At 38.1% G+C, this 14,259-nt stretch carries 7 protein-coding genes; 3 read left to right on the forward strand and 4 right to left on the reverse strand.

The window, feature by feature from the left end:
* Positions 1 to 25 precede the first annotated feature (25 nt).
* On the forward strand, positions 26 to 4,735 hold the full coding sequence (locus ACFIKI_RS00170; RefSeq protein WP_375664986.1) for an NAD-glutamate dehydrogenase: 4,710 nt from the start codon (positions 26 to 28) through the stop codon (positions 4,733 to 4,735).
* 1,180 nt (positions 4,736 to 5,915) lie between these two features.
* Here ACFIKI_RS00170 and ACFIKI_RS00175 read toward each other — a convergent pair.
* The 4 genes from ACFIKI_RS00175 to ACFIKI_RS00190 all read right to left on the reverse strand — a co-directional run bounded on the left by ACFIKI_RS00175 (position 5,916) and on the right by ACFIKI_RS00190 (position 11,345).
* Positions 5,916 to 6,971: a DUF2125 domain-containing protein gene (locus ACFIKI_RS00175; RefSeq protein WP_375665331.1), complete on the reverse strand. Its 1,056-nt coding sequence runs from the start codon at positions 6,969 to 6,971 to the stop codon at positions 5,916 to 5,918.
* 724 nt (positions 6,972 to 7,695) lie between these two features.
* Entirely contained in the window at positions 7,696 to 8,442 is a 747-nt protein-coding gene (locus ACFIKI_RS00180) for a glutamine amidotransferase (RefSeq protein WP_375664988.1), read from the reverse strand.
* A gap of 147 nt (positions 8,443 to 8,589) precedes the next feature.
* The gene (locus tag ACFIKI_RS00185) at positions 8,590 to 10,149 is read right to left on the reverse strand and encodes a heme biosynthesis protein HemY (protein ID WP_375664990.1); all 1,560 of its coding nucleotides are present in this window, start codon (positions 10,147 to 10,149) and stop codon (positions 8,590 to 8,592) included.
* An 11-nt stretch (positions 10,150 to 10,160) separates the two neighbouring features.
* Positions 10,161 to 11,345 carry a COG4223 family protein gene (locus ACFIKI_RS00190; protein ID WP_375664992.1) on the reverse strand — a complete coding sequence of 395 codons (1,185 nt, stop codon included), beginning with the start codon at positions 11,343 to 11,345 and terminating at the stop codon, positions 10,161 to 10,163.
* A gap of 308 nt (positions 11,346 to 11,653) precedes the next feature.
* Here ACFIKI_RS00190 and tsaD point away from each other — a divergent pair, with 308 nt between their 5' ends.
* Both tsaD and ACFIKI_RS00200 read left to right on the forward strand, forming a co-directional pair.
* A complete protein-coding gene (gene tsaD, locus ACFIKI_RS00195) occupies positions 11,654 to 12,748 on the forward strand; it encodes a tRNA (adenosine(37)-N6)-threonylcarbamoyltransferase complex transferase subunit TsaD (RefSeq protein WP_375664994.1) in 1,095 nt (364 codons plus the stop codon).
* Positions 12,749 to 13,408: 660 nt separating this feature from the next.
* On the forward strand, positions 13,409 to 13,843 hold the full coding sequence (locus ACFIKI_RS00200) for an EVE domain-containing protein (protein WP_375664996.1): 435 nt from the start codon (positions 13,409 to 13,411) through the stop codon (positions 13,841 to 13,843).
* Positions 13,844 to 14,259 lie beyond the last annotated feature (416 nt).

Raw genomic sequence — 14,259 nt, forward strand, 5'->3', positions numbered from 1 at the left:
TTAAGAACAAAAAGGGAGAGTGAATGTGTCACAACAAAAAACAACAGAAACGAAAAACACCCAAGATAAAATAGAACAAATCCTTTTTGCTCAAACCGATGAAGAAGATATTGCTTATTATGAAAATGAAGAACTTCAAAAAGCCACAGCCATAGCGGTAAAAGCTTTTAATCTCCATCAGACGGGAAAAAATACCATCTTCTTTGAACAAAATTTAACCCGTAGTAACAGACCTATAACCGTTATCACGCTTGTCAATGATAACAAACCCTTCCTTCTCGATTCTATTTTAAATGTTTTCAATCAACACAAAAATCATATCTATTTGATTGCACACCCCATTATTGATTGTGCTTCTGGAAAACGCATCAGTCTGATGCAAATTCACATCGAGTCATTAAACAAACAGCAAATACAAAAACTTGAAAATGAACTCACCTTAGTTCTTGAACAGGTTAATGCTGCTGTACAAGACTGGAAACCTATGCTTGAAGAAGTTGAAAAGCAGATTCATGCCTACCAAATAAGTCTTCCCCCGCACTACAAACAAGAAGGCGAAAAAGCTATTGAATTTCTTCACTGGCTAATGGACGATAATTTCATTTTCCTTGGTATGCGCACTTACAACTTCATCAAAGACAAAAAACCCCTAAAATCCTTTACAGCGAGTAATATTGAACTTGGTATACTCACGGATGCTTCTATTCATATTGTTGACGATAAAAGTATGAAAGAACCTCCTCAAGAAGTTTTATCCTTCATGGAAAGCGATAATCTGTTTATCGTGACAAAAGCGAACAGCCGTTCCAAAATTCACCGTTCTGTTTGGCTCGATTATATTGGTCTTAAAATTTTTGATAAAGAAAAACAACTCTGTGGAGAATTACGCATTGTAGGGCTTTTTACCTCCTCAGCTTATACACGTTCTATTTTGCAAATTCCTTTCTTAAAAGAAAAAGCCCGAACTATTATTCAACGTCTTGGACACAATCACGCCGATTATTCAGGAAAAGCACTCATCAGTGCTTTAGAAACCTATCCAAGAGATGAAATGTTTCGCTCTGATGTTGATACATTGACAGAAAACACTAAGCTTATTCTACAATTAGATGAGCGCCCACGTTTACGGGTTCTTGCCCACACTGATTCTTTTGGGCGCTTTGTTTCTATCCTTGTCTACGTACCGCGTGACCAATATAGCAGCAGCCTGCGTGAAAAAGTTGGCGAACATTTTGTTGAGCTTTATAAAGGCAACTTTTTTGAATCTTATCCGCTCTTTTTGGAAAGCACCCTTATACGTGTCTATTATATCATCCATCGCAAAGGAAACGAAACTGTTCCCCTTTACGAGCGCTCTACACTTGAAAAACATGTACGTTCGATAGCACGAAGTTGGGAAGACAGGGTTCAAGCCATCGCTCTTACCCAGAAAATAACAGAGCAACAAACACGTCTAGCCAGTGAATTCCCCAACAGCTATCGTGATTTATTTTCAGCTGAAGACGCTATTAACGATGCCGGACATATTCTAAGTCTTCATGATGAAAAGCCCCTTTTCGTGATCTTTTATCACGCACAAAACAAAGAAAAACAGTACATTTCTCTTCGGCTTTTTCACCGCCATGAAGCTCTTGCCCTTTCCAAACGTGTACCACTCCTTGAAAATATGGGGTTTCGCGTTATTGCTGAACAAACCCTTGAATTACCAGATGGCAATGGGCGCTCTGTGTATCTTCATGATATGCAGCTAGAAAGTACTTTCCAGCGCTGTATCGATTTTGAAAAAGACGGGCAAAAACACGCCGAAACCTTTGAAGCCATTTGGGCACAAAATGCTGATAATGACGGCTTTAATGCTCTCACACAAACAGCTGAGCTTGATTGGCATGAAATTATTATTTTGCGCCATTATGGGCGCTATCTCCAACAAACTGGAATTCCTTATTCGCAAGATCGCGTTGCCCAAACTTTAAATGCTTATCCTGACATTACCCAAGATCTTTATGCTTTATTTCATTTAAAGTTTCATCAAAGCCATACAGAAAAAGAACGGGAAAAAAACCAACAAGTCATTCAAAAGCGCATTGAAGAAAAATTACGGAAAGTCTCTGGTTTAGATGATGATCTGATTTTACGCCGTTATTGTAACCTTATCGAAGCAAGTTTACGAACGAATGCCTTTACGCCTCTTCCTGATGGAAATCCACGGCGTATTTTAGCCACCAAATTAAATCCGCGCCAGATTGAAGGTTTGCCTGAACCGCGCCCTTACCGAGAAATTTTTGTTTATGGACCAGAAGTTGAAGGGGTCCATTTGCGTTTTGGAGCTATCGCTCGTGGCGGAATTCGTTGGTCTGACCGTGCATTAGATTATCGCACTGAAGTGCTTAGCTTAGTGAAAGCCCAACAAGTTAAAAATGCGGTTATCGTTCCTGCAGGTGCAAAAGGTGGATTCTATCCCCATCGGCTTCCCCAAACAAATGACCGTGCTGTCATCATAGAAGCAGCACGACAAGCTTATACAGACTTTATCACAGCTTTGCTCTCCATTACAGACAATCTGATTAACGGCAAAATAAGTTCTCCCCACAATGTCATCTGTCATGATGACCCTGACCCCTATTTTGTTGTTGCGGCAGACAAAGGAACAGCAACTTTTTCTGATACAGCCAACGCCATCAGCCAAGCAAACCACTTTTGGCTCGATGATGCTTTTGCCTCTGGAGGCTCAGCAGGTTACGACCACAAAGACATTGGTATTACAGCTAAAGGTGCATGGGAAGCCGTCAAAAGACATTTTAGAGAGTCATTTAATCACGATATTCAAACAACGCCCTTCACCTGTGTCGGTGTTGGCGATATGTCTGGTGATGTCTTTGGCAATGGAATGCTGCTTTCCAAACAAACAAAATTGATTGCCGCTTTTGATCACCGCGATATCTTTATTGATCCAGATCCGAACATAGACGAAAGCTATGCAGAGCGTACGCGTCTCTTCAAACTGCCTCGCTCAAGCTGGCAGGATTACGACCAAAGCAAATTATCAAAGGGCGGTGGTATCTTCTCACGAAAAGAAAAAACCATTACTCTCTCACCTGAAGCAGCACAAGCCATTGGTTTCGAAAAACAAACAGGAACACCCTTTGAAATTATCTCTGCTCTTCTCAAAGCCCCTGTTGATCTTTTATGGTTCGGTGGCATTGGTACTTATATCCGCGCAACAACCGAAAACGATGCCCAAGTAGGTGATCGTGCAAATGATGCAATACGCATTACCGGAGAACAAGTGCGTGCAAAAATTATTGGTGAAGGAGCTAATCTTGGTGTTACACAACGTGGACGGATTGAATATGTCTTAAATGGTGGTCGATGCAATACGGATGCCATTGACAATTCTGCTGGTGTGAATTGTTCTGATATTGAGGTCAATCTCAAAATTGTTCTTGCATCAGCACTACGTGCCAAAACACTAACCCGCGAAGATCGCAATAAGCTCTTGAAAAAAATGACGCCTCAAGTCGAGCAACTCGTCTTGCGCAATAATTATCTACAACCTCTTGCGCTTTCTTTGGCGGAAAACCAGAGCACTACTGATTTGCCTTATCAAATACGCTTTATGCACGATTTGGAACAAAAAAAGCTTCTAGATCGCAGAGTTGAAATACTCCCTGATGAGCAAATTTTACGACAAAGAACAACCCAAGGCAAAGGTCTTCTCCGTCCAGAACTCGCCGTTATTTTTGCCTATGCTAAATTGACCTTAAAAGAAGAAATTGCTAAGAGCCCTATTGTTGATGATCACTATTTCAATACAGCTTTGTTGAACTATTTTCCAACCCAAATTCAAGAAAATTTTAAGAAGGAAGTCATTAACCATCAATTGCGTCGTAATATTATCGCAACACTGATTGCTAACGATATTGTAAATCGTGGAGGCCCCACTTTTGTTAATCGATTACACGATGCAACAGAACAAAAAGCTGAAAATATTATTCGCGTTTTCATTGCCATCCGCGATGGTTTCGAAATTCCTCAATTGTCTGAGCAAATTGATAAGCTTGATAATAAAATACCCGGTCTTGTCCAAAATAAATTCTACGCAACAATGACCCCAATGCTCTTTGAAACAACCAATTGGGGTTTGCACAACATAGATCTCTCACGTCCATTAGAAGAAATTGTAAAAACAATAAAACAAGCCCGTAGCGTTATTGAAAAAGAGCTTATGCATTCTCACGACAACGATATTAAGCAAAAGATTGAAGAAAAAGCATTACACTACAGCGAAGAGGGAGCACCAAAAGCATTAGCGAAACAATTAGCCCTCTTGGAAGCTGCTTCAACAATCTGTGATATTTCTTTAATTGCAAAAAAAAGCAACAGTGATCTTATTAAAACTGCAGAGATCTACTTTTCACTTGCGCAAATCATTCGTATAAACCGCATTAACGAAGCAAGTCGTATAATCCCTGTAGTAGATTATTATGATAGTATGGCTTTAAGCCAAGCCAAAGAAAATGTTTCTGAAAGTTTTCGGCAAATCGTTATGAAAATCCTCAAAAATTATGGAAAGAAAAAAGATCCTTTTGACACTTGGAAAAAAACAGAAGAAGATCATATTCACAACATTACAAACCGCATTAGCGCCCTTATTGAAAATGATCTCAATATTTCTCGTTTTACTTTTGCAGCAGGATTGATTTCTCAACTTCAAAATATTGGCTTTCAAACCTAAAGCAAATACAAAACGACCCACTCAATCTCCCGTTCTATCCCACCACCATAACAAACCAACCAAAATAGAGAACGGGAGTTTGCATTTTAAACATAACACCAAAAATAAAAATCTCGCTATTTATCACAATAGAATTGTTTGCAACAATGTCAAAAAAACAGCAGGATTGATTTCTCACCCTAAAAACATAAACTTTCAGACTTAAAAGCAGTACAAAACAGCTAAGCTTTTGCCCCGTTCTATCCATCCATGACGAAGCAGCAAGGAAAGAACGGAGGCGCTATCCCGCATTTTTAGACAGAGCACTAAAAATAAACTCAAATTTTACTGTCAAATATCCTTCATCATAAAAATATAATATATTGATTTACAGTTATAATTTTATCATTTTTATGATGACTGATAATTCGATATTCTAAATTTGTCTCATTTAAAATCTGTTTATATTCAATCAATTAACCCCATTTCCCCTTGCATATTGCAAATACGAAAGCCGAATAGATAAAAACAGTAAAGAAAGGACTAAAAATGCCCCTCATAAACCGCCTCAAGTGCTAAAAACTACAGTAAGATTGGGAGTTAGCAAATATAATATGATGGTTATTCCCCCTAGCTTGTTAGTCCATAACCGAAAAGATGGTGGTGCTTAATGGCTTTATCGTTATACCATTCATAGGCGACATCGTGAAATAGCAAGCACTGAGAAATATTATTTTAATAAATGCGTAAAATCGAATAAAAAATGACAGTAAAGATGAATGTTGATTTTTCTCTTTACAACTTCATATTTTTCTCCAGCTAGTCTGTTTACTTGTTTTAAGAGGTTACTCCCAAACAGATATATGCAATATGCTGCTCATTCCATATATAAAGACAAAGGTTCCTAACAAGCACCATACCACCTGTATAAAAAGGCAATTCAGCATGCTTTAAAATGACACTTTTTCCATACAAACACTGTTGCTATATGTAGTTTGATATAAGATTTTGTACAAAGTGAAAAGAGGTTGGACGAGTTAGGAGTAGGTGATAATTTTTTATTTTTATAGCTATTTTTTTTTACCATTAAATACGCATTTTGTTAAAATAGATTTTGACACTCTAAAATTGCAAAAAAGTATGAAAATCAGAAAAAATCGAAATTTGGTAGTAAAAATGAAAAAAGGCTTTGGTACAACACCTAAAGCGGAGCAAGACGACCAAGTTTTAAAAATCCCAATTTTACCCACCCGTTGTCAATGAGTAAGGAAAGAACAGGAGCGCCGTCCGCATTTTTAGGCAGGGTGCCCAAAATAAAAAATAACGCTTGAAGATTATTGGTTTGCGTGGGAAATAAATGCTGCAGAGTGTTAAGAAGCTTCATGGACTGAACAAGGACAAGTTCAAATTTTGCTGTCAAATATCCTTCATCATCAACAGAAAAAGGTCCACTAATACGCACTGCACCACCTGTATGAAAAGCTAATTCACCTTGCTTTAAAAGTCCACTTTTTCCATACAATCGCTGTTGCCAATTTTTTCCTTCATTTTCAAACAGAAGAGAGGCATCATTTAAAATCCATTTCAAATTGCCATCAATTTTAGGAATATCAACAAAAGAAGATTTTAAAAAGGGAGAAGCATCAAAACCATCAAAAGTTATATGTCCCGATAAATCATTCTTTTCATGTTTAAGATCAAGTCGAAAAAATTCTGCCGTTATTTTTTGGGAAGCTTCTTTTGGCTCTAATGGCTGAATAATCACGTTATGTGTATTTTGCAAAGATACTTGATTTTCAACATTTTTTTGTGTCGTTTTGTTATCTGTCGTTTGTGCTCCTAATGCTTCTTGAAGCTTTTGATCTTCAGGGGAAGAGGAAAAAGGTGAAACCTCAAGCCCTTCAGCTATAAACTTCAATGTCTTACCCATTTTCCAATAAGGTTCTGTTTCAATCAGCAAATTGCGCCAACTGGATACTATGGAAGTTTTTCCAGAAAAAACAATTAATGCAGGAGAATGAACATTAAACTCGACCAAATGAGGTGCATAAATTGGTGCACCAGCTGTTAAACGCCCCGTCGATACAGAAACCCCATGTAAAGGCCAAGAAAATTGAAACTTGTCACAAACAACACCGACATGTAAAGGATAACCATCCTTGCGCATATTCTCGCATACCGCCACTATATTATGGGAAGATATTTTTGCGAATATATCAGAAACATAGTCTTCTATTTTACGTGAAAAAAAAACCAGAGTGCGCTATAAATAAATATCAGAGCAAGAAAAAAGCACCCCCAAATTAAATAACTCAAAGAAAAACTTTTTTGTGATGATGGTATTTGAAAGGATTTAGACAATATTCAAACTTTCTATATCTCTTAACTTTTTTCTCACCTTAAAAAGGATAAAGATTCCTCACCCACACTAATCTGTAAATAATCGAGCTCCTTATCTAGCGCGCTTTATCTTCTGATCACTTCAAGAAGTCCCTATACATCGTTCTAAAGTATAGTATCTCATAAGCTCAATAAACAAGATTTTCTTAAAAAAAACCCTTTACACCCTTTAACAAAAAACACCTCATGTGTAAAGTTTTACATAGATTTTCTACCTCTGCCTTAAACCATACTGTTTTACAGCACAACAAAAATGATAATGAATAGTGTCTCTTAACGATAAAGCCATTGAGCCCCCCATCTTTACGCTTATGGAGGAGCAAACCAGCACTATCATTATAATTTGGCTAACCCCCAAATGTTGCGCAGCCCTTGGCACTTAAGACAGCTCATAAGAGGCATTTTTAGTCTTTTCCTATATAGTTTTTCCCACGCGCCAGCCCTACTTGTGACATGTAAGCAAGAGGTTTTTATTGAGTCAACATACACAGGTTTGGAATGAAAAAACCTTACTATATTCGGGGTTCTCATTCAATATGCAAAACAGTGAATTACCTATATAATCAATGCGTTATCAACAATCACACAAGTACAGGCGGTGTACAAAAAATCTGGTGTAATGCGCTTTCAAACCATTGGCTCAAAGCTCGATCATAGATTAAACGACCTTTCAAATGTGCACAAGCAGGTTGAGCACCTTTTTCAGTCAATTTATGTGCCGAACGCACGACCAAACGCCGCATCATAGCACGTGTAAATTCAGCATGAAATTGCAAGCCCCATGCATTGCTTCCATAACGAAAAGCTTGTGTAGGATATGTATACCCTGTTGCCAAAAGCATTGCCTCTTTCGGTAAATCATAAATACCTTCATCATGGAAATGGTAGACCATCTCTGGCCAATTCATCAATTCCTTCCCTTGTAGGGTCGCTTCTAGTGGATACCAGCCGACTTCAACAGTCCCATCACTTCTTGTACCAACGCGCGCCCCTAGATTTCGCGCTAACATTTGTGCTCCAAGACAAATACCCAAAAAAGGCTTATTTTCCTTTAGCGACAACGAAATCCAGTCAATTTCGTCACCAATATAGGCTTCGCTGTCATTCACACTCATCGGTCCCCCTAAAATAACAACACCGGCATAATGTTCTAATGTATCAGGGAGTTTTTGTCCAAAAATAGGACGATAAATATCAAGAACAAAACCATTTTGTTGTAAAAATTTTCCCAAACGACCAGTGTAGGTAGAGCGCCGATGAATAACAACAGCAATCCTTGGTTTGTTATTTTTTGGTTTTTTTCCAAGACATCTCTGATTTAAAAACATTTTTTAACCAATTACCTTTGCAATCAAGCAAAACTTCATTTTTTAAGCATAAGAGAATAATTTGATTGAACAAGATTAACGATAATTTTTTCTCCTACATTAATTATTTCTTCCGACAAAACGCTCAGACTACCCTATTAACACAATTTAAAATAAACGAAATTTCTTCTTCGATAAAGACGTTTCTTCTTCTGTTTTAACCCCTGGATCATCAACATTTAAGTGAGTTTGGCCGAATGTATTTACATCTTGTTCTTTTATATCTTGTTTCTCCACCTGCGCATTATGCAAAAAAGAATCATCTATAGGTGTTAATTTTTCAAGCTTCTTATCTTCAACATCATCACTTTTTTCCATAACATACTCTTTGTCTTGCTTTTTCGGCACAATATTGTCCGCCTCTAATGTGAGAGAAGGCATACAAGGAGGCGCCTTCCATTCAAAACAGCCCAAACGTCCACTGATTGGAGAAACCGCTGACCAAGAAGAAAAAATGGCCCCATCACACATCCATACTGGATCACGTTCAGCACGAAGTGCTAAAGAAAGCCATTGACGTACAGCAGCCTGATTGTTTCCCTGTGCCTCTTCAATATCTGCCAATAATAAATAAACACTTTCCCGTGGATGATACTGCAATGCTTTTTGTGCCTGCTCTCTTGCTAATACTGTTTCACCAGCATCCAAAGCTGCTTTAGCAATAAGGAAAGCCGACTCAAATGCATCTTTATTATAAGCAGCAAGTGTCTTAGCCCTTTTCAATCGCCCAATAGCTCCTTCTTCTCTTTCCAGATAAAGTGCTCCCAAGTCAGGATGAGGATTCTTTTGCCAAGCCGCTATAATCATTTTATCCGCTTTACGCGTTTCATTTAACTTATAAAGAATATCAGCAGCAATCACTGTTATTGGAACAAAATCAGGCGCCAATTTATGGGCTTTCAAAATGGCTTCACGTGCTTGTACAGGATGTGTATCAAACAAAGAAAGTGCCTGCCCACTTAGTAGTAAAACCTGTATATGCTGCCGCTCTGGAGTCGCGCGAACAGAACGCGGGAGAGCTTTATTTGCTCTTTCAAAAACAGTAAGTGCCTTATCCCATTTACCCTCAGCACTTAATCGATCAAGCACCGCCTGATGCGCCCATAAAAGTGCTGGCGATAAAGTCAGTGCCTCTTCGGCATATTGTTGCGCTGCCTCATAAGCTTTACTCTTCATCGCTTCACGAAACAAACCATAAAGTCCAACCAGTTTTGTCGAATCTTCCTTTCTCATCTCTTCATAAAGACCGATAGCGCGAACAGAATTATTTTGTAAAGATAAGGTTTGCGCTTGTAAAAGTTTTACCAATGGCTCTTGTTTTCCTGCAAGATATTTAGCAACCCGTGCTTCCATTTTTTGCGCAACCATACTATCACCAGCAAAAGTTGCAAGAATCCCCTTTGAAAGAGCTTCGTAACCACGCTTTTGATGGCGTTTATAAAAATAATTGGAAAGAGCACTCGGTATGGAAAAAAAGAAAGACAATAACCACCATAAAAGCACCAGCGTTACAAAAAATAAAATAAGCACACTTAACACTGTAAGAAATGAAGCAGAAAATCTGAAATGCAAAAAGGTGAGAACAAAAATACCATTGTGATTAGCTACCCACGTGAAAGCTAAACCGAGGATACAAACAACAAAAATATAAATAAAAACACGTATCATCTTGGGCCTATTTACATCTTTGTTGCTTTAAAAGATCCTTGTTGCACAGACAATAACAATTGCTGCAACAACTGTTGAATAGCAATATGTCTTTCAAGCTGCTTAATAAAATCCCTTGAAACATCTTTTGCACTTTGGGGCAATGATTGCCATTCGCTCAAAGCCTTTTCGTAATCACCAGCTTGAATGGCAACTTCCATGCGTGCCGCAATAGCCCCCAGCGTTGGCCCTTCAACATTTCCAATCGGTCGCGAAACAATGAGCCCTTTTATCCACGCTAAAATTCTGTCAAAAAAACCAGCATCTGATGCAACAAGATTTTGCGTACCAACAATTGCATCGGCAACATGAGCAAAATCAACTGAAAGTTGTGCTGAGCTTGGAAGACCCACTGTAGCTGTTTTTTGCAACACATCAAGTCCATTAATCGAAGGCGATAATTGTTGTAACAGCTTTAATTCATTATTATAAGATCCACCACGTTCTACAGCATTTTTTAATGAACTAATTGCAGTAAAGAGCGCGGTATTTATTTCTTTTTTTTCACTATTTTTAACAGCAATTTCTTCCTGTAGTGCTTCTAACTGTTGTTTTAACGCAGCAAGATCATTTGCATTGCTCACCCCAACAGACAAAGCCGTCTCTATATCTTTCGATTTTCTAATAAAGGTTTGTACAATTTCTTCAAGAGCTTTTACTTTTTCCTCTAAAATCGCAAAAGCTTTTTTGCTTTCTTCTTTCGATAGTTCATCATTTTTCGTTGTTTTAAACTGTTGTGATGAAAAAGAAGAAAACTCTGTTTTTAACGCATCGATTTCTTGAAAGACCCGCCTCAATTGTTCCTTTGTATCTTCACCTTGACTTTTTGCAGCTTCAGCAATCTGCAAAGCTTTCCCCCCCCCAGCAGAATTTCCCACAAAAGGAGAAGGAAAGAAACCAGCCCATTGAAGCCCCATAAAAATTCCCAAAGCAATGAATCCCCCCAAAATTCCAGAAAGGGACAAGAAAAGCCAAGTTGTACCAGAGATACTTTTATCCTGACCTTGCATATTCTGTTTTTCTCGCGCATGAGATTCTACAGAATTGTGGTTTTTTTCCTCTGAATCATGGGGAACAGCTTCATGTTCAATAACTGGTTTCTTACGGCGCGTACCAGCATAATGTGGTTTAACTTTTGGTTTTGAAGAATCGACCATCTCTGTCACTTTTCGTGCACACTTTTTTTAATGATAAAATAATAAAATGAAAAAAGTTTTAAAAACGCAGCTTTTCTCAATAATATTTACAATTATTGCCTTTAATAGACAAGTTTTTAAAAAAACATTTGCATTTTATACTCGAAAATACAGCTTTATTTTTTAATCCATGATATCATAAAATTCAAAGAAAATGCCAAAACACATATTTTTCATAGAAAAATCAATTCTAAGAGAAATACTTTGCATCTTTTTCTGTTCATGGTACGCACGCAGGAAAGAAGCTTCAATATAAGGTTTTGTTTAAAATGCGTCTGCTGGGAATAGAAACAAGTTGTGATGAAACGGCAGCAGCTGTCATTGAATATAACAATGAATCAAACAGCCGAATTCTTTCCAATGTTGTTTGGAGTCAAATTGATCACCATGCACCTTACGGCGGTGTTGTTCCTGAAATTGCTGCTCGTGCCCATGTTAAAGTTCTTGATCATTTAATTCTGCAAGCACTAACAGAAGCAAACACAAAATTAAAAGATATTGATGGCATTGCAGCCACCAGTGGACCTGGTTTGATAGGAGGATTGTTGGTAGGCGTTATGAGCGCAAAAGCACTCTCTCTTGCCACTGGCAAACCATTTATTGCGGTAAATCACTTAGAGGGACATGCTTTAACAGCTGTGTTAACGCACAACGTCAGCTTTCCTTATTTATTACTTTTGGTTTCAGGAGGTCATACACAAACAATCCTTGTTCATGGAGTAGGCAACTACCAACGTTTAGGAACCACTATTGATGATGCATTAGGAGAAGCCTTTGATAAAACAGCAAAACTTTTAGGTCTTCCTTATCCTGGTGGACCAGCACTTGAAAAAGCAGCTTTATTTGGTGATAAAAATCGCATCCCTCTTCCACGTCCTTTAAAAGGTGAAAAACGATTAGATTTTTCTTTTTCAGGACTCAAAACTGCTGTTCGACAAGCCGCAACAGCCATAGCTCCTCTTACAGAAAATGATATTGCTGACATTGCCGCAAGTTTTCAAGCCGCCGTAACCGATACAGTACGTGATCGCGTTCACCTCGCTCTACAACACTTTACCCACCAATATCCTCTCTCTCATAATCAAGAAAAACGTTCTCCTGCTTTGGTTGTTGCGGGCGGCGTTGCCGCAAACCAAGCCATTCGCTCTACATTACAAGAACTTGCCCATCAACATGGTTTTGAATTTATAGCCCCTCCTCTTTCCTTGTGTACCGATAATGCTGCAATGATTGCTTTTGCCGGTGCACAAAAGCTTGCACGGGGAGAAACAAGCCCTCTTGACATTGCCCCTCGCTCACGCTGGCCATTAGATGAAAAAGCCACACCCTTGATCGGGATGGGTCGCCGTGGAACAAAAGCATAAGAAAATTGACATCTCTCAAAGAACGAAAATTTTCATTCAATCTAGTCTGTAAACAGTCCGAATTTCTTGTCAAGCGAATTTCCCTTGGCTTCCAAATCACACAATTCACTTAACCCAAAGCTCGACACAAAAACCTAAATATTCACCACACATTCTAAAAACACTTCAGTCTCAAGAAAACGGCCTTATATCACACACCTTAAACGACGGTATTTTACGGCATAATAAAACGCACTTTATCGTACGATAGCATAATACCAAGCCATCCTTTGACATCATCACCTTTGTCCATCTATTTGTTTCATTGCCATTGTAATCTTAAAGCTTTTTAAAACCAATTTTCTTGCTAAATTCTCTCCAACGCAATGCTCCTATAGTAACTACATTTCAAACAGCAGCTGAAAAGATGACTAAGCTTCCACATGGCTGAGCAATTTTAAGTCTATTACTTCGATACACTGATATATTTTTCTGCTACAAGATAAGCAAAGTACCTTTATACAACATGAAATATTAATGGAACGCATTTTTATATATACAAGTTATTTTGAAACAAGAAATTCTTTACCCCATTTTTAAAATTATCGTTAAGGGTATTACGAAAATACTTATAAAAATTCGTATGATAAATACATAACAGTCTATGAGAAAGGAGAACTTATGGCTTATTGGCTTTTCAAATCTGAACCCCATAAATGGTCATGGGAGATGCAAAAGAAAAAAGGAGCTGATGGCGAACAATGGGATGGTGTACGCAATTATCAAGCCCGTAATAATATGCGCGCCATGAAATATGGTGATAAAGGTTTTTTTTATCACTCAAATAAAGGTTTAGAAATTGTGGGCATTGTAGAAATATGTGCTGAAGCACACCCTGATTCTACAAGCCATGATCCACGCTGGGAATGTGTGGATATCCGTGCACTTTGTGACATGCCAACACCTGTTTCATTAAAACAAATTAAAGCCAATCCCAAACTAGCAAATATGGCGTTGGTCAAAACCAGCCGCTTATCAGTACAACCCGTGACAGAAGATGAATGGAAAGAAGTCTGTTTAATGGGCAATCTTAAGAAGGAAATGCTTTTATCCTAAAAACAATAATTTTTATTCATTGACTCATATGAAATGACACTTCATATCACACAAGGCAAGCACAACGCATGCCTCTGTTAATGTGTCTCATGCTAAATGCACAAATATGACTCTCTCCCTTGTCATTTTTCATTCCACACTCTTCTCAATACAGACATCCCCCCAAAATTACATAAAAACCCTCTTCATAATGCATCTTTTCAGCCTTGCTACAAAGGTAAAGCTTACTCAATGATTATAATAAGCAACACAACGAGCATCACACCGATCTATTTGCGCACAAATGCGATACAAAAACAAAACTGAACGCAGAAAAACAATACCATGAAATTCTCCTAAATAGTGTATATGTGCTAAAAATATCGCTCCATAAGCGTAAAAATGGTGATTCCCAATGGTATAAATAACATCCTAGA

It is taken from the genome of Bartonella sp. TT121SHDZB (assembly GCF_042193415.1).
Lineage (GTDB): Bacteria > Pseudomonadota > Alphaproteobacteria > Rhizobiales > Rhizobiaceae > Bartonella.

Bases quoted from the DNA above. Each gene is read 5' to 3' on its own strand.
- ACFIKI_RS00190 (WP_375664992.1), bottom strand. From the start codon at position 11,345: ATGGTCGATTCTTCAAAACCAAAAGTTAAACCACATTATGCTGGTACG.
- tsaD (WP_375664994.1), top strand. From the start codon at position 11,654: ATGCGTCTGCTGGGAATAGAAACAAGTTGTGATGAAACGGCAGCAGCT.
- ACFIKI_RS00200 (WP_375664996.1), top strand. From the start codon at position 13,409: ATGGCTTATTGGCTTTTCAAATCTGAACCCCATAAATGGTCATGGGAG.
- ACFIKI_RS00185 (WP_375664990.1), bottom strand. From the start codon at position 10,149: ATGATACGTGTTTTTATTTATATTTTTGTTGTTTGTATCCTCGGTTTA.
- ACFIKI_RS00180 (WP_375664988.1), bottom strand. From the start codon at position 8,442: ATGTTTTTAAATCAGAGATGTCTTGGAAAAAAACCAAAAAATAACAAA.